A 24319-nucleotide genomic window follows, 5' to 3' on the forward strand; every position below is an offset into this window, starting at 1 on the left:
GTTGAGGTCAAGCACACTCAGAGACTTTTGATAGTCTGTTGGCCACAAGCCGCATGCAACCACCGATGCACGGGGGCGACACATGAAGCCTACCGATCTGTCTGTCGGAGAAGTGTCCCGCCGCAGCGGCGTGCCGGTTTCAACCTTGCACTTCTACGAAATGAAAGGTCTGATCCAATCTTGGAGGACTGGTGGAAACCAGCGTCGTTATCCCCGGGGCGTGCTTCGCCGCATCGCGGTAATCCGTATCGCGCAACGTGCAGGCATTCCGCTAGCGATGGTTAAAGAGCATCTTGATTCGCTGCCTACGAATAAGCCTATCACCTCAGCAGAGTGGCAAACGCTGACGGTTTCATGGCGATCGGAGCTTAACGAGCGAATCGAAAAGCTTACGCAATTGCGGGACCAGATGGACCGCTGCATCGGTTGCGGCTGCTTGTCGTTGGCCGATTGCCCACTCCGTAATCCGGAGGACAAATTAGGGTCAGAGGGAGCGGGGCCGCGCCTCTTAGCTTCGCGCCAGTGGGTAGCAAACAATTCATGAATCAAAGGCCCTTTCCAGAAAACGATCAAATCCAGGGATCCCCTCGTCACGCTAGGAGCATGAGGAGGCTGCTCCGCTCTAACCGCGAACGGCGGTGAGCGGGGAGCACAACGGAGTGCGGCTACATAGTCGATCTTTCTATGATTGAAGGGCTTCGACCTCATAATTCTTCGCCCAGGCGTTCAGCTCACCCGGAAATATGTCCTGAACGAGGAAGAAGCGGTCCCAGAACGGCGTCTCGTGTAGCTTCTCGCAGAAGAGTTGGTAGCTGTGATGATCCTTTGACTCTATCATCCAGATATCGCTGATTTTGGCCGTGTAGAACTCAACGTCATACCAATTGAGCCGAACTCGATCTTTGAAGTCATCAAGGATGGGTTGGAAGGTCTCGCGGGCGTGTGCCAGTCGGGTTTCGAACGTAAAACCCAGCCATTCCGGCGAGGTTTTGACCATGAAGAATGTGGTGAGGGCGGCTTCGAACTGGGTGGGTTGGGTATCCATGATGCGTCCTTGCGTTGTTGATTGACGCATAGGAAGATGCGAGCATATGCTCACGTTTGCTACTCGCATTGGCTACTATGACCGTGTGCTGCGCCATTTGGGACCGATCCCGCCGGGTGGTGATGTTCTTGTGTTGCCATTTCCACCACGCTGGCCCGACGAACCTGCGTCGCCTCAGCGACCAAGGTCGTAGGTCGCCGTCGCGATCACCTGGGCGCGGTCACGTCGGCACGGCTGAGGACCAGCGCCAGCTTTGGCTCCTCGCGCAGTCGAAAGAAGGTCGAGACCATCCCTCTTGGCGCTCCTCGCCGATGCGCTCCCAGCGATCAGAGAAGTCCGGCGAGGCGGCCATGGCTTCGGCCGCTGGCTGGAAGTCGACCCCGCCGCCGCCCGTGATGTGGCACATCGGGATGTCGCGCGAGACCACCAGCGCGTAATCCTCGTTGGGTCCGGCATTGATCCGCCAGTAGCGGTTGCCGCGTCGGAAGTGCTCAGGTGGCAGGAGCGGCTCGGGCAGGTTCTAGGTCTCGTACACCGCGCCGGGCCTGCCTCAAGGTGTCAAACTGACGTGTCTGGAAGCCATCGGAAGTGAAAGAGGTGGTCTTCTGGGAGATCCGCTGGATTATCCATAAATGCCGTCAGCCAAAGCCATGGTGGCCCGCTCCTCCAAGACCGATGGCATGATGATCACAAGGGCTGCCTTACCAAGTCGCCGGATGGCGCACAGGCAAAGAAGCCGGCTGTGGGACCGAAGGGGCTCAACGTAGCCAACGCTACGGGTGTACGCGCACCCATTGCGGCAGAGTGACCTGGCCCGTTCCCGGTCAGGTCGGTCGAAGTAAGGCCTGGGTCGGCCGCGTTCACTTTTATCCCTTCGCGATCCAGTTCTTTGGCAAGTTTGATCGTCAACATATTCAGCGCTGTCTTGGATGCGCAGTAGCCAGCAAAGCCGACGCCCCAGTTTTCACTACGCATGTCCAGTGTCATGTCGAGAGAACCGAGACCGCTGCTCATCATCACGATTCTGGCGGCGTCCGACTCGCGCAACAGCGGCAGGAACGTTTGGGTGACACGTAACGCACCAAATACGTTGATTTCGAAAATCTGTCGGATCTGGTCGATTGATTCTTCCGAGGCTGCCGGGGGCGGACCGAAATGCATGCCCGCGTTGTTAACGAGGACGTCGAGCCGACCTTCACGAAGCTCAACGTCTTTCATCGCTTCCGTCACGCTATCATCCAACGTCACATCCAGAAGAAGAGAGCGCGCCTCGATGCCAGCCCCCCGAAGTTCGATCGCGGCTTGCTCGCCGCGCTCTAGGTCACGGCATCCCACGATAACGGCATGATCCCGTTCGCCGAGTTGCCTCGCGATAGCAAAACCGATCCCCTTGTTCGCACCCGTGATCAACGCTACGCGCTTATTGCTCATAAATCCGATCCTCCTATACCATGGAGGAAGATACAATTCACACAGTCCTTCGACATGGGCGATCAACGCAATGTCTTGCCTGATTCTTCCAAAAATGGTCCTGTTGGCGGATGGAAATGGAATCGAAGATTGCGGAACTAAGCGCTCTTGCGGATCCACTCGTTGAACCGGGGGAGGGCTGCGCAATCACTAAGCTGATGGTTTCTGGACTGGGCCTATGGCATAGTGCGACCGCTACGTCCTCCGAACCCGCAATGTTCGAGCCGAGGCTTTACGTTGTGTTACGCGGTTCCAAGACCATGACATTTGCAACCCGGCATGCACGCATGACGCCTGGTATGTTCGCTCTCTCGTCTGTGGGGGTGCCCTTTACGACCGGAGTAGAGAGCGCTCCCTATCTCGGCGTCGGACTGGAACTCAGCTCAGCGAAGATCGGTGAAATGCTTTCCATTCTTCCCAGCTTTCCGGCGAAACAGGCACCTACGATAGCCATCGGGCAACTGGAACAAGACTTGCTGGAGCCGATAAGCCGTTTGTTGGGCATGTGCCATCGACACGGGGAGCCGCCGATATTAGGCCCCCTGGTGGTCGAGGAAATCCACTATCGTCTGCTAACCGGTCGATTTGGCGACACCGTGCGTCAACTTAATTCAGGAGGACGCAGAATGACCGAGATCCTGAAGGCCGTTGCTCTGCTCAAACGAACCGACGACCCGCTGCCCGATATAGCCTCGCTCGCGCGGGCCGTGGGGATGAGCGTGACTTCGTTTCACCGCCACTTCAAAATGATCACCGGGCACGGTCCGCTTGAGTATGCGAAACACCTCCGGCTTCTCAAAGCGCGCGACATGCTGATGGGTGAACGCGGCTCGATTGCCGAGACGGCGCACGTCGTCGGATATATGAGTGCATCGCAGTTTAGCAGGGAGTACAAGCGCAAGTTTGGCATCTCCCCGCGCCATGATGTCCAAAAACCTCCCCGTTTCAGCCGTTCGGTGTGATCACGAGCCCAAGACGGCATCGGTTGCAACCTATCAACAAGCAGCAGCCAGCTTTGGCTTGAAGCAACCTCTTAAAGATAGGCGCCGAACGGCACCAATCTAACCCTGCATTTGAAAATGCCCCCCGCTCCAAGGGGATTCCGACCTAAACCTCAAGGTCCACTTGGATGAGGTCGTTGGTGCAAAGGCAACTTCTCATATCGCGAAAGATCAGGTCCATCCGGTTCACTTGCAAACAATTTGGTGGCAAGACCGCGAATAGCCGGCTTGCTCGCTATGCGGAGGGCGTTATGCAGCAGGTTGATGCCGAGCCGGCTGTGCGGGTTCATCATGCGGGGAGCAATCTTTGGTACGCCCTGCCCTTTCTCGACCATTGGCCGCATCGCCTCTTCATAGGCAGAGAACGCTTGCCTAATATCGCCGTTCCGCCGCAGCTCGCTGGCAATCACATAGCCGCCTGTCACAGCGAGTGTAGCTCCTATCCCCGCAACCGGTGTTGCGCACCAGGCCGCGTCGCCGGTAAGCACTACGCGCCTCTTCGACCACCGATCCATGCGCACCTGCCGCAGCACGTCGAAGTAGAAATCTTCGGTCTCCTCCAAGCCGGCCAGCACCCGATGCGCCTGCCAGCCGGAATCGTCAAATCGCTCGCGGAGATAGGCCTTCTGCTGCTCGACGGTCCAGTCCTGCTCGCCGTTCGGTGGCTGCTGGAGCGACAGCATGGCCCGCGTCGTTCCATGCGTGTCGGGCCGCAGCGATATGCTTCTGCCATCCGTCGCATTGTACCAGCGCCACATCTGGTCGTCGTCGGCCTGTCGCGGTATGGTGAAATAGGCGATGGTGAGATCCATCCATCGCGGTTCGTTCTCCTGAGGGAAAACCAGCTCGCGTGTCGATGAGCCTACGCCCTCCGCGATGACGACCGCGTCATATTGTTCGGTCTGCCCGCTCGAGAAGGCAACCGAGACCGCCTCTGCGCCCTCTTCGATGGGATCGATGCGATCGATGCGATCGCCGAAACGAAACGTCGCGTAGTTGCGGGCTGACTCGTACAGGAGGCGAGCAAGATCCCCACGTAGGATTTCCATCTCCGCCGTTGGGCCATCGCTACCGAAATCGGCAGTGAGAAATTTGGCGACCTCTCCGCCCTGCTCATCGATCCAGACAGTCCCCTCTTCCCCTGTTCCGCGATCGAGGGCTGCCTGTTCCAAATCCATCCGGCGCAGCACTTCACGGCCCACACCCCGGATGTCAATATTCTGCCCACCGTCTCGAAACTCTGGGGTGCTTTCGACGACTGTTACGTCGAAGCCGTAATGGCCTAGCCACCAAGCGGCTGTATTGCCGGCGACGCTTGCGCCGGTGATGAGGATGCGACGGGACATGCGATGATCTCCTTTCCGTAAAGAACATCACTCGTGATATATTTGTTCCGCCGTCAGCGCTCGAAATTATCGATCAGTCGCTGGAAAAGGCGAACCATTGACATTGCCTCCTCGGATGAAAAGCCTTCCAGCCCCCTAGCATTTGCAGCTAGTAGCGCGTCGCGTCCCCGCCGGGCTGCCTCTTGCCCTTGGCTCGTCAATTCGACCATTGCCGCCCTGCGATCGATTGACGAGGGCGACCGGCGGATCAGCGTCAGCGCTTCCAGCTTGTCGAGGAGCGCGACCATCGCCGGCTGCTTGACTGCGGAGGAACGCACAAGGTCGCGCTGGAGCATCGGTCCTTTCCAGGAAAGGAGCATGATCGGGCCAATCAGAGAAAGCGAAAGCCCGTATGGGCGCAAGGCCGTATCTACCAGCCTGTTGAACACACGGGCAGCGTGATTGGCCAGGTAGCCGGGAGCGACTGCCGCCTCCGGATGAATATGGTCGTCCTGTTCTTGCATAGGTCTTTCCTAGGCCAACTACGACCCGGTTGCCAGCACAAGATTTACTGCACGATCCATGGATCTCAAATTGTCATGAGATGCGAAGAAGGTTAGGGCTAATTTTCGCGCGTCCATTGGAACACAGAATACCTGAAGAGTTTGTGCGCACACAGTGTCGCGGCTAGCTAGGCCTCTGCAGCGTGACATTACTCAGAAATCGATGAAGGCCGATATTTGAGGTTGTGGTAGTTCCTAAAGCTCTTCCATCCTGAATATTGAACCAAGGAGCTGAAAGCGACGCTTTCAGCCCCCGAAAGTGCCCCAAAGAGGGTAGCCATTCTATGACTACCAACCCCACACCACCGCGTACAGTGCCCAATGAACCCGTGGAGTTCCGCGAGTAGCTGTGGCTGGAAAAATGCGAACCTGTAAACATTGCGAGACGGTGAATTTAATCACCGATCGTACAATCTTTGTTCCTCCCTCGTTTTGAGACCGCCTCGTGTATTTTAGGTGTCTCTAATATTGTCGCCCATCCCTCCGTATTGGATAATCTTCAAACGGCAGTACGTGAATGGTTCGAGGGCGTCACAAATATTTCTTCCAGGACATCGAGAACCCTCGCGACATCCTTCGACTCGCACGAATAGTAAATGGTCTGCGCATCACGGCGAAAATGGACCAGTTTGGCAACCCTAAGTTTATGAAGGTGCTGCGACATCGCCGACTGGCTCAATCCTAGCTGCTTCGCCAAAGGGCCCACGGAAAGCTCGTTTTTGACGATAAGCGACAGGATCTGAAGTCGTTTTTCGTTCGACATTACGTCAAGAAGACGCGCCGCTTTTGCCAGAGCTTCATCATCAGGGGTCTTCATGAGCATAGCACTCTCCAGCATAGGTTACCTTCAGGCAATGATCACTTCCGCATGTCAGCGATGTTTTGATCAAACAAAAGCGTGCCCGTAACGACGCGTTTGCACAAGACGACATCCTCAGAAATGCACGATACCGGACATAAAATTTGAATGTCCGTCGATTTTCTAGGCTGGAACACCGTATTCGGGCATTTTCTCATGTTGAATCGATCTCCGCTTAGTTGTCCGTTATCGCGCGAGATCTTTGCTATGGGTTGCAATTTCTCGGCGAAGGGAACTTATTGCGGGCTGTTACGGAGACTAGGGGCTCGCGTGATCCACACGGTACGCGCTGGAGCGCTCAAGACCCGATTGCTCTTACTTCTCAGGGAGAGCAATGCCCACGTCTGTTCAGTCCAATTTCAGGAATCGCCTCCTGTCGCTGTTATCGAAAGCGGATTTCGACCGGTTGAGCCCTTTCTTAGAGGCCGTTCACCTTCCCATCCAATTTACTATCTCTTCGCCCGATAGGCCTTCTGATTACACGTACTTTCTAGAAAGCGGAATTGGCTCCATCATTCTTCACGCTACCGATCGCGCTGCAGAAACCAGCTTGTTTGGTCATGAGGGAATGGCCCCAACTGGAAGTTTTCTCGGCGTTCAGATTGATCCATTCACAGTTTTAATGCAGTTAGGCGGGACGGGGCATAGGATACTGAATGCACGACTTCATGCAGCATGTGACGACAGCCCCACACTTCGCACACTGCTGAGCCGTTACGTTCATACGGTTCTCGTTCAATCTGCTCATACTGCACTATCAAACGCCCGTTACACGATCGATCAACGCCTCGCTCGATGGATTTTGATGTGTCACGACCGGATCGAAGGCGATACCATACCTCTCACCCACAAGTTGCTATCAAACTTGCTGACGATTCGCCGTCAAAGCGTTACAACAACCTTGCATATACTCGAGGGGCGACGTGTTTTGTCGTCATCGAGGGGTGCGATAACCGTTCGCGACAGGGTCGTTTTAGAAGAGTTTGCTGGAGTGGCTTACGGACTGCCTGAGCGTGAATACGCGAAACTCTTCGGCGCTATCCGTCAAGTCTCGTAAGCTTAGCCGCTCATTAGAACTCGACTTGTTAATTTATTATGGCGCGCAGACTTTCGTCGACGTTGACCGGCACGGCGTGGTTGGGATCAACGGCGCGCGTGTCGGATCCCACAGTTGCAGGCATGCTGCGGCGATAAGCGACCGGTGGTCTCCCATCGAAATTGTAATCATATCGGGACAATGCCGTCTCGACGACAGCTCGGTTCTGGCACGGACCGTGCTCATCAAAAGTGTAGTATTGCATCTGTCATAAAATTTCTCTTATATAAGCACCGGCATAAAGGGGAAGGTTATGCGCGCATTCCTAGAAGCAACGTTTGGTCCAGTGGAATTGTCCGTCATCGACGAGGCATTCAAGGAATGGGTGGACGCCCACAAAGTTACCAAGGATAGCGCAGAGGCAGAATTGGCCGCTGCAATTATTATCAATCTGTATCGCGAGGGCCATAACACTAAGCAGGCACTTGATAATGCGATTGCAAAACACCGCGGTCTCTCAGATCTTGGCGACTTTAAAGCAAGCGATTGAGCAGCCCTAGATCCGCTACTATTCTGGTTTCGTCTGGTAAGCGATCTCAGCGCTTGAACGTCTTGAACCGCACCGGGTCTGCCGGAGGCCGTTTCGTTTAAGTTATGCGGCCATGGCTGGTTCGTCCAGCATGGCGTAATACCGGTCCTCGGCTTCGGCTGGCGGTATATTCCCGATAGGCTCCAGAAGCCGTCGATGATTGAACCAATCGACCCATTCCAAGGTGGCGAATTCCACCGCCTCGAAGCTGCGCCATGGTCCACGTCGATGAATGACTTCGGCCTTGTAGAGTCCGTTGATCGTCTCAGCGAGGGCGTTGTCGTAACTGTCGCCGACGCTTCCGACAGACGGCTCGATGCCAGCTTCTGCCAATCGCTCGGAATACCGAATGGACACGTATTGAACGCCGCGATCCGAGTGATGCACGAGGCCGTTGCCATGAGCGGGACGCCGATCATGAAGTGCCTGCTCCAGCGCATCGAGGACGAAGCTCGCATGTGCTGTCCGGCTTGCCCGCCAGCCGACGATGCGACGAGCGAAGACGTCGATGACAAAGGCCACGTTGTTGATTTCCACTGAGAGCTGACCCGGCGCAGCCTTATAGGGGGTGCGGATAAAAAGTTGGACTGCTTTATAAGTTCAGGCCGAGGCTCTGACGATACTCGACCCGGCTGAGCGATCCCAACGATATCTTGATACGTTTCTCATTGTACCAGCGAATATAAGCATCTACCTCGGCGACGAACTGTTCGATTGTGATGGCCTTCCAATCGCGTGGATAGAAGAGTTCCGTTTTAAGATTGACCTGAGACCCAACTCCCCTCCAGTTTTCGAGAGAGTCTTGGGTTTTCAATCTGGCCTCATGCGGCCTGTTTTTCCATAGCCATTTTCATTGCGAACTCTCTGGGTGTGATGTTGCCCAGCGACGAGTGGGGTCTGTTCCTGTTGTAATCCTCCTTCCATGCGGTGATGGCGGCGCGGGCCTGGGTGAGTGACGAGAACAGGGTCTCGTTGAGGCACTCGTCACGGAAGCTGCCGTTGAAGCTTTCGACGAAGCCGTTTTGCATCGGCTTGCCGGGGGCGATGTAGTGCCATTCGACCTTTGTCTCCTGGCACCATTTGAGGATGGCCATGCTGGTCATCTCCGTGCCGTTGTCCGAGACAATCGTCTTCGGCTTCCCCCGTCTGACGATAAGGGTGTCCAACTCGCGGGCAAGCCGAGCGCCCGGCAGAGATGTGTCGGCGACCAGGCACAGGCATTCGCGGGTGAAGTCGTCGACAACCGCCAGCACCCGGAAGCGGCGACCGTCGGTGAAGGCATCGCTGATGAAGTCCAAACTCCAGCGCTCGTTGGGGCGTGACGGCAGAGCCAGGGGGCGTCTTGTCCCCAAGGCCCGCTTTCGGCCGCCGCGCTTGCGCACCGTCAGCTTCTCCTCCCGATAGAGACGTCGAAGCTTCTTCAGGTTCATGACGATCCCCTGACGGTCGAGCATCACGTGGATGCGGCGATAACCGAAGCGTCGGCGCTCCGACGCCACTTTCTTCATTGCCTCCCGAATAGTCGCATCGTCAGGCCGCACGCTGCGGTATCGCATGCTCGACCGATCTAACGACAGAACCTCGCACGCCCGACGCTGGCTCACCCCATGCTGCGCACAGACATGAGCCACCACATCCCGCTTCACATCGGGCGTCACCATTTTTTTGACGCGACATCCTTCAGGATCGCATTGTCCAGCATGGCCTCGGCCAAGAGCTTCTTCAGCTTGGCGTTCTCGTCCTCGAGCGCCTTCAGCTTGCGGGCATCGGACACGTCCATGCCGCCATACTTCGCCTTGTATTTGTAGAAGGTTGCGTCCGAGATGCCGTGCTTGCGGCAGACGTCAACTGTCTTCGCACCCGCCTCCTGCTCCTTCAATATCCCGATGATCTGTTCTTCCGTGAACCGTGAACGCTTCATTCGTCCGTCTCCTTGATGTGACGGACTCTACCAAAATCTGGCGGAAGTTTAGGGTCTCAGGTCAATGTCTGTCAGCCATTTCACAATCGGCGCTTCTGCATGGAAGTCCCGATTGATCAGGTTTTCGGGTGCCGGACTGATTTCTCCCAAATATGATCCAAAACGCCGTCGACGCGGTCTGGCGACGACCAACTGCTCCTGCTTCATCAACCGCTGCACAACCTTTTCCGAGATTGTTACGCTCTGCCTGGCCAGCGACGCCTGTAGTCTGCGATAGCCATAGCAACGACGGTTCTCTTCAAAGATTTCCGCAAGGCTGTGCCGGACGGCCTCATACTTGTCTGCCAGACAAATACGCGTGCGATGGTAAAAATAGGAGCTTCGGGCAATTCGCAGCTGGGCGAGTAGTTCTGGCAAGCGATAATCTTCCTTAAGGGCGTCAATCAGCTGTGTCTTCTCCCGATTACTCAGGATCTGCAGATCGACGCCCAGGTCTTTTTTAATGAGTTCGTTGGCCTTCTTCAGGAGATCATGCTCGAGTTGCAACTGGCGAACATCACGCTGGAGAGCTTCAAGCTGTCGTTCGAGCTCCTCACGTTCAGGCACCTTGGAATTTGCTTTGCGGCGTTTCATGATGATGGGGCCTTATGACCGAGAAGCTGGTCCTTCCAGCTGTACAATGTAGGCCGCGAGACGCCCAGCCGGTCAGCGACCTGTTGAGCGCTTTCCTCTCCACTGCATAGTCCGATGACCCCCGCTTGCCGGACCTCGTCGGAATAGCCAGGGTGCCACGATCGCCCGACCAACGATGTTCGCGTCTCGGGAAATGCCTCCCGGACCCATGCGGTCAGTGTCCCTCGTCCGGGATAGCCAAGTGCCCTCATCGTCGCAGAGATGCAACGATCATGGGTGCGAAAGTGCTCAAGAGCCGCCTTCTTCTGGGCCTCGGAATATTTTGGCGCTCGCGCTACCGGCTGAGTACGCAGGTCGAGATGCTGTAGGTACTCACGGTACCAGCCCCTCAGCGCATTTTTGGTGGGATATCCCAGCTGGCGAATGGTCGCGTTAAGCCGCTTGCCAAGCCGGATATAGAGTTCAACTGCTCGAAGTCTGTCTGCGTAGGAATACATGAACTACCTCCTGGTGGTCCAAGTTTTCGTCCGCACCCCCGTTCTGGCTCTGGTATGTCACGAGCTCCGCTACTCAGTTCCAGTCGCCAGGCATGGACATCAACAACCTGATGCCGAAGACGTTGAACGACTGGGGGTGCGCCCAGCTGAAGAAGCGCTTCGGAGAGGATCGTGCGCCATTCGGCTGCGTCGCTGAAGACTACACGAGCTGGAAGTAATGTGCATAGGTCGGCTTTGTCCAAGAGATTGATCATTCTGGGTAAGAGTATACACGACATCCCGTCCTTCTGCGACGAGATCAACCGGGTGTTCATGAAGAACGAAACATGGTCACTTCGACACAGCCTCGATGCGTTCAACGACATGCTTTACGGACAGTATGGCAACACCTCCGTTGGTGGAACGGTCGAGATCGTGTGGCGGAACATTGAGATGAGCCGGGATACCCTCGGTTTCGATGCGACGCATGAAATGCTCAGCGAGAAGCAACGACAGCCAAAGACATTTGATGCCGACTTGAGCGGCCGGCAGCTGGTTGATCTAGAACGCGGCAGCGGGAAGACCTATTTCGATAGTGTCCTGGACATCATTGCCGATCATCCCAACATTGATCTCGATAGCGGATAGGTCCGTGCCCATCCGCCCTTTATTCCCCGGAAAGGATCCTTCGCCTTGCGCTTTGCCATTATCATATTAGCTTCGCTGATCCATTTGACGGCGCCTGTCTTGGCGGAGGATGAGGAGGGCCCGGCTCTTCTTCGCCAAGCCTTGGAAGGCGCATTGCGCGGTTGTGAGGCCTGGGTTCTGGAGCCTGCAAGCTGGAGCGACGGTGTCGAACCATTCCTTGCCGTGATCGGACTTACCGGACACGTGCGCGAGACCTTCAGTCTACCGGACGCTTTGTTGCCGCCGCCCTCGCTGCGCCGCGCGAACCGCTACTGGCGCATCGATGCAGGTCAGGAGAACGGCTACGCACTTGTGGTCTCTGAAGGTATTCCCATGTGCCATATCAGTGGTGGAGGCGGCGGAGACCTTCAGCCAGTAGCCGAGATTGTCATCACCTCTGCAAACTTTCGCTCCCGGTGGGACAAGGTTAGCGATGAGCGAACGAACGACATGGTCTCAACACTTTTTCGGTCGCGTGACGACAAGGCTTTTACGCTTCTGTATAGCCGCGCTGCGACACCAGATGCACGGCGCGATCGACCACAAGTCGTGGTGACAGGCTTCTACAGTCTTACGCCTTGAAGGGATCCTAACCTGCGGCCTGCCAATCAGACATCGTAGCTAACTTGCTTATTGACTGATTTAACGTATGTGGATTGGTGGTGCAGCGTAATCGCCAGTCATGAAAGTACTCAATGCGCGGCGTCGATGGGTCCATGAACAGCGCGGAACTGGAAGAGCGACCAGATCAACAGGTAGGAGGGATTAGCCCCACCAGCGTGCCCGCGACGTAAGCCGCGAGGGCCGCCGGCCTCAAGCGGTTGCCACTAGTTTCGCGAGCGATCCCGGTAATAGCGGGCAAAACGAGATCAATCCCGACGATGCCTAAGACAATCGCTCTCAGGGCTAGAGTTGCTTCTCTCTGACCGTCGCAAGCGTTGCGGCCTCATCTTTAAGTGCGAGGCAAGCTCTCGGCCAAGCGCCTTTGTCCGCGCCGAGCGCGGTCTGAAGCCAGGCGAGCGTAAGCCGTCGTGTCGCTTCCAGCACGTCTGGTGCTTCAGTCTCTGTTTCCTTTGCGTCGAGAGCTGCAATCCCGCCAAGACCATGCCCGACCCCGTGCATCATCAGCATTGCTCTAGCGCCCGGTGCATCGTGGAATGCATCTGCATGCCACTCAGGACCGCGGGTGGTAAAATGCGGATTGTCCATATCACCGCAAACGACGAGGCCGAGCGTCGAGAGCGTCGAGAAGTCGACATCGAAGAACGGAAACCGGGCAGCACTCTCAGGTGTCATGTCCTTGCCACCGCGTCCCGGTGTTGTCAGGAGAACGCCCGCCGAGATGCGCGGATCGGAAAAATCCTCACCATTTAACTGTGCGCCGAGCAGGAGCCCGACGGTGTGTCCGCCAAAGGAATGGCCCACCGCGCCGATGCGCGCATGATCCATCCGCCCAGCGACGGCCGGTGCCTGTCTCTCGATCTCCGGCAGTTGGTCCAGGATCGCCTTCATCTCCTCGACACGCTCACGCCAGAAGAACGGCGCGCCGGGTGCATCTGACGGCAGCCCGCCGACCCGCGAACTCGCATGCGTCGGCTGGATGACGACGAACCCTCTTTCCGCCCAGAACTGGACTAGGGGAGCGTAGCCGTCCTTAGACGGAATATAGTTGGATGGACCGTAGCCATGCGACAGTAACACGATCGGAAGCTTGTCGCCGTGTCCGGGTGCGGTCAGACGCAATTCCAGCGGCTGACGGCCGGGCGTCAAAAGACGGATCGGCGTGTAGGCCACGGTGAGAGCGGCTTCAGGCGTCGGAATATGCTCTGCGAGATTGATCAGATTGTTCATGGGTCTGAACCTTCAAAGGTGGATTTCGGATAGTGATGTTCAGGCGAGCAAATGACCCGCTTCGCGGAACGAGGTTTCCGCATCAGTGCCGGCTGGGATCTTCATCGGCGCGTCGATCTCTGTCACAGACCGCCAGACGGCCTCTGCAACCGCATCCGCTGTCGTGACCTCTGTGCCCGAACGCAGCTTCGTCATGTAGTCGTCGACGAAGGCGGTATATGGCTCGGGGATTTCCATGCCCATGCGCGAGACGGCATTCTTGCCGAAGCCGGTCGTTGGCGCCGAACCAGGCAAAACAAGTTTGGCACGGATGCCGAACAGAGCCGCCTCGAGCGCGAGGCTTTCCGTAAACGCGTTGAGGGCCGCCTTGCTGGCGCTGTAGACCGAAAGTGCTGGCAACGGCCTTATCGTGACGGCGGAGCTGACATTGACGATGACGCCTGAGCGACGGACCCGCATCTGCGGGAGGACAGCTTTTGTCATCGCCATCGCACCGAAAACATTCGTTTCGAACAGTTCGCGCACCTTCGACATCTCCGAGCCTTCGAGCACATTGAGCATGCCGACGCCGGCATTGTTGACCAGAGCATCGATCGTGCCGGCGGCTTCGACCGCCTCAGCAATGCTGTCAGCGTTGGTGATATCCAGCGGCAGGATTTCGAGTCTGCCGTCTGAAGGACGAAGGTTGTTTCGCGGTGTGCGCATGGTCGCGACGACGTCCCATCCAGCGTTCAAGAATTTCTGTGCGATGGCGAGGCCGAAACCGGACGAGCAACCCGTGATGAGGATCTTTGGCATGTTCTGTCTCCTGGCGTTTGACTAGCCTGAAGATGGACCTGATCATCCGGACATGCTATATGCGTTTGTCCAGTAGGGTTTAGCGAAAGTCCGGATTGATGACTGATCCTGTCGCCGAAGTCGTTTCTTTGTTGAAGCCGAGTCCGTCGATCTCAAAGCTCGTGACGGGCGGCGGTCGGTGGCTGGTTGAGCGCACGGAGCTCGGAAGCCCCTTCTATTGCGCCGTGGCCGAAGGCCGTTGCCTGATGACGATTGCTGGTCGTGAGCCCATGGTGCTCACTGAGGGTGACTTCGTCCTGGTTCCGAAGATCTTTTCCTTCACGATGAGCAGCATGGAGCCGCCACCACGCGGCGCACTTGGCCAACGTCTGGAAACCAGCCCCGGTGTCTTTCGCCTTGGCGACCCGGAAGCACTGGCGGAGGTCAAGGCACTGGTCGGGCATTGTGCTTTCGGCTCGGATGACAAAGCTCTCCTCGTATCGCTGCTGCCGGAGGTCATCCATGTTCATGGTGAAGAGCGACTGATGGCTCTCGTCCGCATGATCAACGAGGAGACGAGGGCCGACCGTGCCGCGCGCGAAATGGTGCTTCACCGGTTGCTCGAAGTGTTGTTCATCGATGCAATACGATCGGCCGCAACTGCCAAGGCGCCGCCGGGCCTGTTGCGTGGCATGGCCGATGGGCTGCTTGCGCCGACCTTGCGCCGGATCCACAAAGATCCGGGGCGAAGCATGACGGTGGAAACGCTTGCCCAGGAGGCTGCCATGTCTCGTTCGACCTTCTTCGATCGCTTCCGCAAGGAGGTAGGGGTCGCGCCAATGGAATACGCGACCGGATGGCGCATGGCACTGGCAAAAGAGTTCCTTCGCGAAGATATGCCCATGGCCGACATCGCCCAGCGCGTCGGCTATGGATCGACAAGCGCATTCAGCGTTGCCTTCAATCGGCATGTGGGAATGCCGCCTGGGGCGTATTCTCGCGCAGTTGCTGCTGCGGCGGCTTAACGCGTCCGACCCTCACCCGCCGATATAGGCGGCCAGCTCTTCAGGTGTTCCCTTGGGAAAAGCCTGCTTCAGGAAATCGAGAAAGGCAGAGACCCGCGCGCTCAGGAGACGCCGCGACGGGTAGAGCGCCCAGAGCGCGATCTCGGATCTTTCGATGTCGCCCAAGTGCTGCAATGTCCCATCAGCGATATCGTGGCTCACCAGCGAGATCGGCAGGCGTGCGGCCCCGACGCCTGCCCTTACCGCGTCGCGAACCATGATGAGGGACGACAGGACGAGGACGGGATCGACCCTGATCTTAGCAGGCCCTTTGGGGTTCATGACAGTCCAGGTCTCCTGGCTTCCCCCACCCCGGACGACACACGGGACTAACTGACCGTCCTGGGGTCGGGCGAGATCGGGACCTGCGACGACAACTAGGCGATCATGCAGAAAAGCTCGACCGACAAGGCTTTCGTCAGGCGCCGGGTTGACGCGGATGACAAGGTCATACCCTTCCTCGATCATGTCGACGGCGCGATCTTCCGTGGTGATCTCAAGTCTGACATCCGGGTATTTCAGCGCGAAGCCTGCCGCGATCTTGCCCATGGCGGTCTGCGACAAGAGGAGCGGCGCACTGATCCGCAATCGGCCACGGGGCTTTTCCGCACCGGAAGCGATCATCGCCGCAGTCTCGTCCAGCTCCGTCAGCAGGATGGCGGTTCGCTCGTACAGCGCCCGCCCTTCTTCCGTGAGCATGAGTGTGCGTGCGCCGCGTTCGAACAGCCGAAGCTGGAGTGCGCCTTCCAATTCCGTGACGCGTCGCGACAGTGTTGCCTTCGGCCGTCCGGTGGCACGGGCCGCTTTGCCAAAGCCGCCATGGCGGGCGACAAGGTTGAAATCGGCAAGAGCAAGCAAGTCCATGACTGTTCCACCTATGAGACGGCGTGTCCAAACTAGTCATCTATCGGATCATCAGTGAACCATCCATATTCGGGGTGTCAAGCAAACAAATCCGGAGACACTCCCATGACCATTCTCGTTACCGGCGCCACAGGCAATATCGGCGCGCAAGTCATCCAGCACCTTGTCAACAAAGGCGCCGACGTTCGTGCGCTCGTTCGCGATCCGTCCAAGGCGAACTTCCCGACCGGCGTTGCCGTTGTGAAGGGCGACTTCCTAGATGTAGACTCACTGCGCAGCGCATTCGAAGGCGTCACTACGCTCTTTTTGCTCAACGCTGTCGTACCGGACGAATTCACCCAGGCTCTGATCGCCCTCAACCTGGCACGCTCGGCTGGCATCGAACGGATCGTCTACCAGTCGGTGATCCACGCCGATGTCTACGTCAACGTTCCGCATTTCGCCGGCAAGTTCGCTGTGGAACGGATGATCGAACAGTTGGGCATGTCCGCTACGATCCTACGCCCGGCCTACTTCATCCAGAACGACGTAACGATCAAGGACGTCATCACAGGCTACGGCGTCTACCCGATGCCGGTCGGCGACAACGGCCTTGCCATGATCGATGTGCGTGACATCGCGGAGATCGCCGCCCTCGAACTGCTGCGTCGTGAACAGGCGCCTCAAGCGCTTCCTACCAATCGCATCAACCTCGTCGGTCCTGATACACTCACCGGCACGGACATCGCTGCTATCTGGTCGGACGTTCTTGGCCGACAGATCAACTACGGCGGCGGCGATACGGCGGCCTTCGAGCAGAACCTCAGGCAATTCATGCCTGCCTGGATGGCCTACGATATGCGCATGATGGGCGAGCGGCTCCTGACCGACGGCATGCTGCCCGAAGACGGTGACGTCGAGCATCTGACGACACTCCTCGGACGTCCACTCCACTCCTATCGCGAATTTGCCAAGGCAACCGCAGCGGCTGCTTGATGCAAGCCGCCCCACCATTTTGAAACAAGGACACCCGTCATGATCTATTCAACCGCCACTGTTCCCGTAAATCCTGAAGGCGAAACCACGCTCACCCGAGAGCAAGTCTGGAAAGGCCTTGAACTAAAAGCGCGCGACGCGCGGCTGTTTCTTCCGCCCGGCCTCTGCACCCGCTGCGACGTCGTCGAGCAAAGTGCGACGCATTTCGTTCGCGAAGCTACGATCGCGGGCTCTGACATCAGGGAAATCATCACTTTGGAGCCGCAGAGCAAGGTGACGTTCTTCCAGGCAACCGGCCCTCGCGAGGGCGCCATCATCAACGAACTGTTCGAGGATGAAGCCGGCGCGCTGCAGATGAAATTCTACTGCTACCTCGGGCTGCGCGGCAAAGAACCTGGCGGACCTGAAGAGCAGGCCGAACAGGAGCAGTTCGATAGCTACAAGGGATACAGATCGGCCCTGCTGTCTACGCTCAAACAGACCCGCGAGCTCTTGGCAGAGGGCAAGCTCTGATTTCTGCCATCATCAAAACCAATCGGGCGGCCTCGTGAGAGGCGCCCCAGCCTTTTACAGGGCCAGTCCCATGCTCACCTCAGGGCGAGTCTAACCCGCCTTGATGCGATATCAACCCACAACTCAGCGGCTTTGGGGTATAGACGGCTAAGACTAAGGATCCGCTTTGCTATTTTTAGATTCGGCCGTCCGCTCAGTGTAAGAGATCGTTGTGCTCGCGAAAATTAAGTCGCTGGTGAAGCGAGCTTTTTCTGAGGAAATTGTCGACCGACTCGAGCAGCTTGAGCTGGTAGAGGAGAGGTTCGAGCGAGGCAATCCGATCCTGCAATTGACGATCGTTGGACAGGCAATCACGGCTGGCCTGCTCCATTAGCGCTCCATGACCGCTATCGCCGTCGAAGACCCCACTCCTTCTCGAATTCTGTCTCGAAAGTTGAAGTTGCATTATCCGGTTCAGGTTCCCGTCGAGGTGCCTTTGGCTTGGAAATGACTGAGAGGCCTTCTGCAAAGACTTTCCCGTTCCGCGAGCCAATGGAATACCGAAGAGCAATGCCGTTCTCCAAGGTCGGAAGACTGGCCTCCTCAACCTTTGAGACATGCAAGAATACGTCCGCAGTGCCATCGTCAGGGGTGATGAACCCGAACCCCTTGGCCGCGCTGAACCACTTAACCGTTCCTGTTGGCATACATTGTTTTCCTATCTCAGCAGAGTTACGGCGTTTTTGCAGCTGCCTTCTATGAATGCGGCGCGATCGGCGCACCGGGAGGTCTGAGCTACGGCGCCACGTCGATCGTGAGTATCGCATTCCACATCATAAGCGGGTCAACCATTTCTAATTGCCCCAATCATGCGCTGACCTATGCCGATTTGACGTTCAACGCGGAGCGAAAGACCAGGCTGTAGAGTATTATCACGGAAAAACAGAACTCAACAAAGCCTCCGTAATCTTTTCTTATAAGAACTCTCTTACCTTCCCGCCAGGACACCGAGATCGATCAGATCCTTTTACGCGCATGATGCGCGCCGTCTACGACGGCTCCTGTCTCCTTTCTCCCCGCTGCGCTCATTCCTTTCCCTGCGAAGGTCCTCCATGCTTAAAAATCTGAAGATCAAGACCAAGTTCCTGATGGCAATTGCCATCCTCGGCGTCATTTCCCTCGCTGGCCTGTTGTTTGTCACGCAGCGGTTCAGCGCGGCCAACCAGTCCTATTCCAGCTTCCTTCATAAGGAGAGCACCGCTGCGGCGTTTGTCCCTCGCGGCGCAGCAGCCACTTGGACAGCCACAACCTGGCTCAGTCGCGCGCTGGCTCAGGCCCCGCAGTCGGCGGCTTTTGCAAATCTTTCTGAGCGTTTCGGCAAGGAGCTTGCAGGAGCTCGCAGTCGTCTGGAGCAGGTCCCAGGGCTCGTTCCTAGCCGTCATGCTGCGGTGCAAGAACTTCTCCTCGATATCGACAAGCTGGCAGCCATCGGCGACCTTCTGTTGAAGGCTCATGCCGCCGGCGACACTGCTAAGGTTACTGCGCTTGCAGGCGATCTCGACAAAATCGTCATCGAATTGTCTCCCAAGTTTGGTGCAAACAACGGAGCAATGACGGATATGATCAAGAACGGCGGTGACCAACTGTCGGCGGAAGTTTCCTCAACGATCCAGCTAGCGTTTATCGGAATGCTTATTGGTATCGTGGTCGCTGTTGGGATTGCCATGGCGATCGCCCACACAGGCGTCACCGCTCCGATGGCGCGCCTTCGTGAACGCATGTCTTTGCTTGCTGCCGGCAATACAGACGCAGAGATCGATGGCCTGGGCCGCAAAGACGAGACTGGTATGATGGCCGAGGCTGTCGCCATTTTCCGCGACAACGCTCTGGAGCGTCTTCGCCTTGAGCAGGAGGCAATCGACAATCTCAGTCTTTCTGAACGTGAACGCGTCGAGCGCGAAGCATTGAGAAGCCAAGAAGCTGCCGACGTGAAGTTCGCCGTAGAGAACCTTGCCAGAGCGCTCAGCCAGCTTTCCGAAGGCAACGTGTCATACCGCGTTGATACGCCGTTTACGCCAGCGCTCGACGGCGTCCGTAACGACTTCAACGCATCTGCGTCAAAGCTGCAGTCGGCACTTGAATATGTTGCCGAGAATGCGCGCAGCATCGAGGCTGGTTCCGCTGAAATCAAGTCGTCCGCCGATGATCTCGCCAAACGGACAGAACAGCAGGCCGCATCGGTGGAAGAGACCGCAGCAGCGCTCGAAGAAATCACCACTACCGTCAAGGACGCCGCCAAGCGCGCTCAGGAAGCCGGCTCTCTCGTTGCCCGCACCCGCCAGGGCGCCGAGAAGTCCGGTGAAGTCGTCCAGAACGCTGTCAGGGCTATGCAGCAGATCGAGAAGTCTTCGGGCGAAATCGGCAACATCATCGGGGTGATTGATGAGATTGCCTTCCAGACCAACCTTCTCGCTCTGAACGCCGGTGTCGAAGCCGCCCGCGCAGGGGAGGCCGGCAAGGGTTTTGCGGTCGTCGCACAGGAAGTGCGTGAACTTGCTCAGCGTTCTGCCAATGCTGCGAAAGAGATCAAGACATTGATCAATGCGTCCAACCAACAGGTCCAGAACGGCGTACTTCTGGTTGGCGATACCGGCCGCGCACTGGAAACGATCGTTGCGGAAGTCCAGGAGATCAACCGCAATGTCAGCGCAATCGTCGAGAGCGCGCAGGAACAATCGTCCGGCCTTCAGCAAATAAACACCGCCGTCAACGCGATGGACCAGGACACTCAAAAGAACGCCGCAATGGTCGAGGAACAGACTGCCGCAAGCCATGGAATGGCGCGCGACGCAGCTTCGCTGAACGAACTCCTGTCGCAGTTCAAGCTGTCGGGTGGAGGCGGCCGACGTGGATATACGCCGCCCCAGGCAGTGCTCTCTTCGGAGCACCACGAAAAGCGCGTTGCTTCGCCGGCCCGTGCCCTGAGCCGTAAGGTAGCAACTGCCTTCTCCGGCAATGCCGCTGTAGCCGCCAACGAGTGGGAGGAATTCTGAGACGCATCTTCCAGCGATCAGCAAAGCAAAGCCGCGGATATCAATCGATACCGCGGCTCTTGCCGGGCTGGTGACGCAACATGCGTGGATCAAGCGCCCCTTACCGTTTCTGACAACGGGAGGTCGAGCCATTTTGGCTTCGGGGTCGCGTTTAAAAGCAAGCGTGTGTAGTCGTGCTTCGGTGAAGAGAACAGTGAAACGGCATCATTCTCTTCCACCACTTTTCCACGCTGCATCACAAGAATCCGGTCTGCAATTGCTCGAACGATCGGCAGATCATGCGTGATGAAGATGTATGAGAGCCCGAGTGTGCGCTGCAGATCGGCCAGAAGTTCTATGACTTGCATCTGTATAGACACATCGAGAGCTGAAACGGCCTCGTCGCAGACGATGAGTTCGGGCTCGCTCGCGAGAGCTCTCGCTATTGCGATACGTTGACGCTGACCACCGGAAAACTGGTGCGGATATCGATCAACGTGCTCGGCCTTTAAACCAACAAGTTCCAGAAGTTCCACCACGCGTTCGCTCCACCGGGCACGTGGGAGGATATCTTTGTGGATAGCCCATGGCTCCGAGATGATCTGTCGCACATTCATGCGGGGATTCATCGAGCCAAACGGGTCCTGAAACACCATCTGTACACGACGTCGAAAGCTGTTTAGCGCCTTGCCCTCAAGTTCGAATATGTCCTCTCCTGCAAAGAGTGCACGACCGGAGGTCGGTGTATTCAGCCGCAGGAGCATGCGCGCTATGCTCGATTTTCCGGACCCGGACTCCCCGACAATACCTACCGTTTCTCCACGGTGGAGCACGAAAGATACCTCGTCAACTGCCCGAAACTCCTGCTTGGACGCGAGCGCGCCTGAACCCAGGAGGTAATGCTTGCTGAGGTTCTCGACTTTCAGCAAAACTTCCTTGCCTACAGCCTCACGCTGGGGGCGATTTGTGTCCTCCAGATGCGGCACGGCTGCCATTAGCCGCCTCGTATAAGCGTGCGCGGGATTGGTGAATACCTCCCTCGCCTCTCCGCTTTCCACGACCTTCCCGCCATTCATGACGATGATCCGATCGGCCATCGCGGCCGCCACCTCGAGATCATGCGTGATCATTATCAGCGCCATTCCCGTTTCCTGCTGCAGATCACGCAACAGTTCAAGGATCTGCGCTTGCACGCTGACATCGAGGGCAGTCGTCGGTTCGTCAGCGATCAGTATGTCCGGTTTTAGCGCGATCGCCATCGCGATCATAACTCTCTGGCGCTGACCGCCGGAAAACTGGTGCGGATAGTAGTCTATACGGTCTTTCGCGTCTGGTATGCCGACGCGTTCGAGCAACCGGATAACCTCATCGCGGACTGTGGCCGTCTGGGCCTCCCCATGGGCCTCGAACACTTCAGCAATCTGTCGTCCAACGGTGAACACGGGATTGAGGTATGCTAAGGGGTCCTGAAAGATCATCGCAATGCGCTGGCCGTTAAGCTTACGCCTATGCTCGTTGCTAAGACGCGAGATGTCGTTGCCGTCGAACACCAGCGATCCGGCGACGATATCGCCCGGCGGGCAGTCGATCAGCCCCATCACCGTACCGGTGCTGACGCTCTTGCCAGAGCCGCTTTCGCCAAGGATCACGAGTGTCTCGCCAGGACATACGTTGAACGACACGTTGTCCACGGCTCTCACGGGATCGCCTTCGGACAAGAAATCGACGGTAAGATTGTTGATCGTGAGAATAGGTTTCGAATGGGTCATCGAGGCGCCTTTCGCAGCGACTGCAGGCGCCAGCGTTGGGAGGGATCGGCAACGGTACGAGCCCAGCTCGCCAGTATATTCAAGGACAAGGTAGTGAGGAGAATTGCAAGGCCCGGCCAAAAGGCGATCCACCACGCGGTCGAGAGGTAACCGCGGCCATTCGCAACCATCGCTCCCCAAGTGAAGTTCGGCGGCTGGATGCCGAGACCGAGAAAGCTCAACGAAGATTCTGCCAGGATGACGGTGGCGAAATCTATCGCAGCGATTGTCACCAGCGTCGGCAGCACCAGCGGCGCAATGTGCCGGAACAGGATGCGACGGCTGCTTGCACCCATCGAAAGTGCGGCACTGACAAACATACGCTCGCGCAGTTCCAGCACTTCAGCGCGTGCCGTTCGGATGAAGACCGGCATGCGAGTGATGGCAAGGACGATCACCAAATTCGTCATGCTGGGACCAAGCGTATAAAGCACGATCAAGGCCAGCAGCAGCGAGGGAAAACTCATGATGACATCGGCAAGACGCAAGATGACGTGGCTGTACCAACGTTCCGAATAACCTGCGATCAATCCAAGAGCGCCACCCACAAACATAGAGCAGCACACAGCGGCCGCCGCTATGGCGAGCGTCGTCTGGGCACCAACAATGAGCCTCGCAAGTATCGGCCGGCCGAGGGTATCCGCGCCTAGAATGTAGATGAATCCCTGATCCAGAGAAAAGGGCGCGAGGTTGCGTTGTCTGAGGCCAAGCTTGCCGGCCATATCACCGACCAGCAGCGGGCCGAACAGCACGCATACGATAAGAATGAACAGGAAGATCGCGGCACAAAGTGCCAGCTTGTCGCGCGTTAGATAGATCGCGAGCTGGTGCAGGTTCCCGGGCGACTTTGTAGAAACGACTGTCGTATCGGTCATGGTCGTCCTCCCTCAGTAGCGGATGCGTGGATCGAGTGCGACATAAAGAAGGTCGATCGCGATGTTGACGACGAAGATGGCGATCGCCGTTACCAGGATCGTCGACTGAACTACCGCAAAATCGCGCTGGATAATCGAATCGATCATGAGCTTGCCGATGCCAGGCCATCCGAAGATCGTTTCAACCACGACTGCACCGTTTACCAGACCTGTCATAAGGTCACCGGCGACGGTGATGACCGGCAGGAGCGAATTGCGAAGTGCATGACCGAAGATGATCTTACGCCGCTTCATGCCTTTGGCATGAGCAGTCTTGATGTAAGGTGAGGCAAGTGCCGAAATCATTGTGCCGCGTACGACCTGTACGAGAAGGCCGAATGGACGCAGCATCAGCACTGCAATCGGCATGATCCAGTGAAGGGCCGTTCCAGTTCCTGACGTTGGGAAGAGACCAAGTCCAACAGAGAAAACAAGGATGCCGACGATTGCGATCCAGAAATCAGGTGTGCTGGCACCCGCCAGCGACACGACTCCGGCGACACGGTCGAAAAGGCTTCCCGGACGCGCGGCCGCCATCGCTCCGATAAAAATCGCCAGGCCTGTCGAAAGCGTCATTGCGATGAGGGCGAGTTGCAGCGTTGCCGGAAAGGCCTCAAGCGCCACTTCAAGCGCGGAGCGGTTCTGGCGCAGAGATTGACCGAAATCCAGTGACAAGAGGTTGCTTAGGTACTGAAGGAACTGCAAATAGATAGGCTGGTCGAGGCCATTCAACTTTGCGAACGCCTGGCGGGCTTCGAGGCTGGAGTCGAGAGGCAGGTAGAGGGCTGAAGGATCGCCCGTAAGCCGCGTGAGGAAAAAGACGAGCGTCAGCAGACCGATCACCGAGATGACACTGTGATAAGCTCGCCGCCCTATATAAGCGAACATCGCGCATACCCTTGATTTTACTGGATGGAGTGCGAGCGCCAGACACCAT

Annotated in this window: 25 protein-coding genes and 3 pseudogenes; 11 read left to right on the forward strand and 17 right to left on the reverse strand. The window is 57.2% G+C overall.

Features of this window, described 5'->3' with window-relative positions:
* Window positions 1–82: 82 nt before the first annotated feature.
* Window positions 83–544 carry a redox-sensitive transcriptional activator SoxR gene (gene soxR / locus AC0JZ8_RS01990; RefSeq protein WP_471891541.1) on the forward strand — a complete coding sequence of 154 codons (462 nt, stop codon included), beginning with the start codon at window positions 83–85 and terminating at the stop codon, window positions 542–544.
* Window positions 545–682: 138 nt separating this feature from the next.
* Here the strand turns inward: soxR and AC0JZ8_RS01995 are convergent, their stop codons facing one another.
* The gene (locus AC0JZ8_RS01995; RefSeq protein ID WP_471891542.1) at window positions 683–1045 is read right to left on the reverse strand and encodes a darcynin family protein; all 363 of its coding nucleotides are present in this window, start codon (window positions 1043–1045) and stop codon (window positions 683–685) included.
* A 687-nt stretch (window positions 1046–1732) separates the two neighbouring features.
* Window positions 1733–2476 carry an SDR family oxidoreductase gene (locus AC0JZ8_RS02000; RefSeq protein ID WP_471891543.1) on the reverse strand — a complete coding sequence of 248 codons (744 nt, stop codon included), beginning with the start codon at window positions 2474–2476 and terminating at the stop codon, window positions 1733–1735.
* A 197-nt stretch (window positions 2477–2673) separates the two neighbouring features.
* Between AC0JZ8_RS02000 and AC0JZ8_RS02005 the strand changes: the two genes are divergently transcribed.
* Window positions 2674–3477, forward strand: coding sequence for an AraC family transcriptional regulator (locus AC0JZ8_RS02005; protein ID WP_471891760.1), 804 nt, complete (start codon window positions 2674–2676; stop codon window positions 3475–3477).
* A 152-nt stretch (window positions 3478–3629) separates the two neighbouring features.
* Here AC0JZ8_RS02005 and AC0JZ8_RS02010 read toward each other — a convergent pair whose 3' ends face one another.
* The 3 genes from AC0JZ8_RS02010 to AC0JZ8_RS02020 all read right to left on the reverse strand — a co-directional run bounded on the left by AC0JZ8_RS02010 (window position 3630) and on the right by AC0JZ8_RS02020 (window position 6221).
* Entirely contained in the window at window positions 3630–4862 is a 1233-nt protein-coding gene (locus AC0JZ8_RS02010) for an FAD-dependent monooxygenase (RefSeq protein ID WP_471891544.1), read from the reverse strand.
* A gap of 53 nt (window positions 4863–4915) precedes the next feature.
* Window positions 4916–5365, reverse strand: a complete 450-nt coding sequence (locus tag AC0JZ8_RS02015) for a MarR family winged helix-turn-helix transcriptional regulator (protein ID WP_471891545.1) — start codon at window positions 5363–5365, stop codon at window positions 4916–4918.
* A 538-nt stretch (window positions 5366–5903) separates the two neighbouring features.
* Window positions 5904–6221, reverse strand: coding sequence for an ArsR/SmtB family transcription factor (locus AC0JZ8_RS02020; protein WP_471891761.1), 318 nt, complete (start codon window positions 6219–6221; stop codon window positions 5904–5906).
* A gap of 376 nt (window positions 6222–6597) precedes the next feature.
* On the opposite strand from AC0JZ8_RS02020, the gene AC0JZ8_RS02025 reads away from it, so the two are divergent.
* Both AC0JZ8_RS02025 and AC0JZ8_RS02030 read left to right on the forward strand, forming a co-directional pair.
* A complete protein-coding gene (locus AC0JZ8_RS02025) occupies window positions 6598–7320 on the forward strand; it encodes a Crp/Fnr family transcriptional regulator (protein ID WP_471891546.1) in 723 nt (240 codons plus the stop codon).
* A gap of 292 nt (window positions 7321–7612) precedes the next feature.
* Window positions 7613–7849, forward strand: coding sequence for a hypothetical protein (locus AC0JZ8_RS02030; RefSeq protein ID WP_471891547.1), 237 nt, complete (start codon window positions 7613–7615; stop codon window positions 7847–7849).
* Window positions 7850–7951: 102 nt separating this feature from the next.
* Here AC0JZ8_RS02030 and AC0JZ8_RS02035 read toward each other — a convergent pair.
* The 4 genes and pseudogenes from AC0JZ8_RS02035 to AC0JZ8_RS02050 all read right to left on the reverse strand — a co-directional run.
* Window positions 7952–8410 (reverse strand): annotated as a pseudogene (locus AC0JZ8_RS02035) (DDE-type integrase/transposase/recombinase); the annotation flags it as partial.
* Between the two features lie 70 nt (window positions 8411–8480).
* Window positions 8481–8729, reverse strand: a pseudogene (locus AC0JZ8_RS02040) (IS3 family transposase); the annotation flags it as partial.
* A protein-coding gene (locus AC0JZ8_RS02045; RefSeq protein WP_471891548.1) for an IS3 family transposase occupies window positions 8710–9809 on the reverse strand; the annotation gives its coding sequence in 2 pieces (ribosomal slippage) (window positions 8710–9557 and window positions 9557–9809; 1101 coding nt in all). The pseudogene AC0JZ8_RS02040 and the gene AC0JZ8_RS02045, both read right to left, overlap by 20 nt.
* A 63-nt stretch (window positions 9810–9872) precedes the next feature.
* A pseudogene (locus AC0JZ8_RS02050) lies at window positions 9873–10939 on the reverse strand (IS3 family transposase); the annotation flags it as partial.
* A 92-nt stretch (window positions 10940–11031) separates the two neighbouring features.
* Here AC0JZ8_RS02050 and AC0JZ8_RS02055 point away from each other — a divergent pair.
* The 3 genes from AC0JZ8_RS02055 (at window position 11032) to AC0JZ8_RS02065 (ending at window position 12187) form a co-directional block, all read left to right on the forward strand.
* The gene (locus AC0JZ8_RS02055; protein ID WP_471891549.1) at window positions 11032–11157 is read left to right on the forward strand and encodes a hypothetical protein; all 126 of its coding nucleotides are present in this window, start codon (window positions 11032–11034) and stop codon (window positions 11155–11157) included.
* 94 nt (window positions 11158–11251) lie between these two features.
* The gene (locus AC0JZ8_RS02060) at window positions 11252–11566 is read left to right on the forward strand and encodes a barstar family protein (protein ID WP_471891550.1); all 315 of its coding nucleotides are present in this window, start codon (window positions 11252–11254) and stop codon (window positions 11564–11566) included.
* Between the two features lie 45 nt (window positions 11567–11611).
* Entirely contained in the window at window positions 11612–12187 is a 576-nt protein-coding gene (locus tag AC0JZ8_RS02065; protein WP_471891551.1) for a hypothetical protein, read from the forward strand.
* 324 nt (window positions 12188–12511) lie between these two features.
* On the opposite strand, the gene AC0JZ8_RS02070 is transcribed toward AC0JZ8_RS02065, so the two are convergent.
* On the reverse strand, window positions 12512–13456 hold the full coding sequence (locus AC0JZ8_RS02070) for an alpha/beta hydrolase family protein (protein WP_471891552.1): 945 nt from the start codon (window positions 13454–13456) through the stop codon (window positions 12512–12514).
* Between the two features lie 39 nt (window positions 13457–13495).
* Window positions 13496–14254 carry an SDR family oxidoreductase gene (locus tag AC0JZ8_RS02075; protein ID WP_471891553.1) on the reverse strand — a complete coding sequence of 253 codons (759 nt, stop codon included), beginning with the start codon at window positions 14252–14254 and terminating at the stop codon, window positions 13496–13498.
* A gap of 98 nt (window positions 14255–14352) precedes the next feature.
* Between AC0JZ8_RS02075 and AC0JZ8_RS02080 the strand changes: the two genes are divergently transcribed.
* The gene (locus tag AC0JZ8_RS02080) at window positions 14353–15258 is read left to right on the forward strand and encodes an AraC family transcriptional regulator (RefSeq protein WP_471891554.1); all 906 of its coding nucleotides are present in this window, start codon (window positions 14353–14355) and stop codon (window positions 15256–15258) included.
* A 12-nt stretch (window positions 15259–15270) separates the two neighbouring features.
* Here AC0JZ8_RS02080 and AC0JZ8_RS02085 read toward each other — a convergent pair whose 3' ends face one another.
* The gene (locus AC0JZ8_RS02085; RefSeq protein WP_471891555.1) at window positions 15271–16161 is read right to left on the reverse strand and encodes a LysR family transcriptional regulator; all 891 of its coding nucleotides are present in this window, start codon (window positions 16159–16161) and stop codon (window positions 15271–15273) included.
* Window positions 16162–16266: 105 nt separating this feature from the next.
* Between AC0JZ8_RS02085 and AC0JZ8_RS02090 the strand changes: the two genes are divergently transcribed.
* Both AC0JZ8_RS02090 and AC0JZ8_RS02095 read left to right on the forward strand, forming a co-directional pair.
* Window positions 16267–17136: an SDR family oxidoreductase gene (locus tag AC0JZ8_RS02090; protein WP_471891556.1), complete on the forward strand. Its 870-nt coding sequence runs from the start codon at window positions 16267–16269 to the stop codon at window positions 17134–17136.
* Between the two features lie 39 nt (window positions 17137–17175).
* Window positions 17176–17649, forward strand: a complete 474-nt coding sequence (locus AC0JZ8_RS02095) for an SRPBCC family protein (protein ID WP_471891557.1) — start codon at window positions 17176–17178, stop codon at window positions 17647–17649.
* A 193-nt stretch (window positions 17650–17842) separates the two neighbouring features.
* On the opposite strand, the gene AC0JZ8_RS02100 is transcribed toward AC0JZ8_RS02095, so the two are convergent.
* Window positions 17843–18019: a hypothetical protein gene (locus AC0JZ8_RS02100; RefSeq protein ID WP_471891558.1), complete on the reverse strand. Its 177-nt coding sequence runs from the start codon at window positions 18017–18019 to the stop codon at window positions 17843–17845.
* Between the two features lie 16 nt (window positions 18020–18035).
* Window positions 18036–18455 (reverse strand): cold-shock protein, encoded by a 420-nt coding sequence (locus AC0JZ8_RS02105; protein ID WP_471891559.1) that lies wholly within the window; start codon window positions 18453–18455, stop codon window positions 18036–18038.
* Between the two features lie 285 nt (window positions 18456–18740).
* On the opposite strand from AC0JZ8_RS02105, the gene AC0JZ8_RS02110 reads away from it, so the two are divergent.
* The gene (locus AC0JZ8_RS02110; protein WP_471891560.1) at window positions 18741–20681 is read left to right on the forward strand and encodes a methyl-accepting chemotaxis protein; all 1941 of its coding nucleotides are present in this window, start codon (window positions 18741–18743) and stop codon (window positions 20679–20681) included.
* Between the two features lie 89 nt (window positions 20682–20770).
* Here the strand turns inward: AC0JZ8_RS02110 and AC0JZ8_RS02115 are convergent, their stop codons facing one another.
* The 3 genes from AC0JZ8_RS02115 to AC0JZ8_RS02125 are packed head-to-tail and all read right to left on the reverse strand — an operon-like array spanning window position 20771 to window position 24270.
* Window positions 20771–22429, reverse strand: a complete 1659-nt coding sequence (locus tag AC0JZ8_RS02115) for an ABC transporter ATP-binding protein (RefSeq protein ID WP_471891561.1) — start codon at window positions 22427–22429, stop codon at window positions 20771–20773.
* Complete coding sequence (locus tag AC0JZ8_RS02120) at window positions 22426–23343, reverse strand: ABC transporter permease (protein ID WP_471891562.1); 918 nt, start codon at window positions 23341–23343, stop codon at window positions 22426–22428. Before AC0JZ8_RS02120 ends, AC0JZ8_RS02115 begins: the two co-directional genes overlap by 4 nt.
* 12 nt (window positions 23344–23355) lie before the next feature.
* Window positions 23356–24270 carry an ABC transporter permease gene (locus AC0JZ8_RS02125; RefSeq protein ID WP_471891563.1) on the reverse strand — a complete coding sequence of 305 codons (915 nt, stop codon included), beginning with the start codon at window positions 24268–24270 and terminating at the stop codon, window positions 23356–23358.
* Window positions 24271–24319 lie beyond the last annotated feature (49 nt).

It is taken from the genome of Velazquezella soli (genome assembly GCF_977018685.1).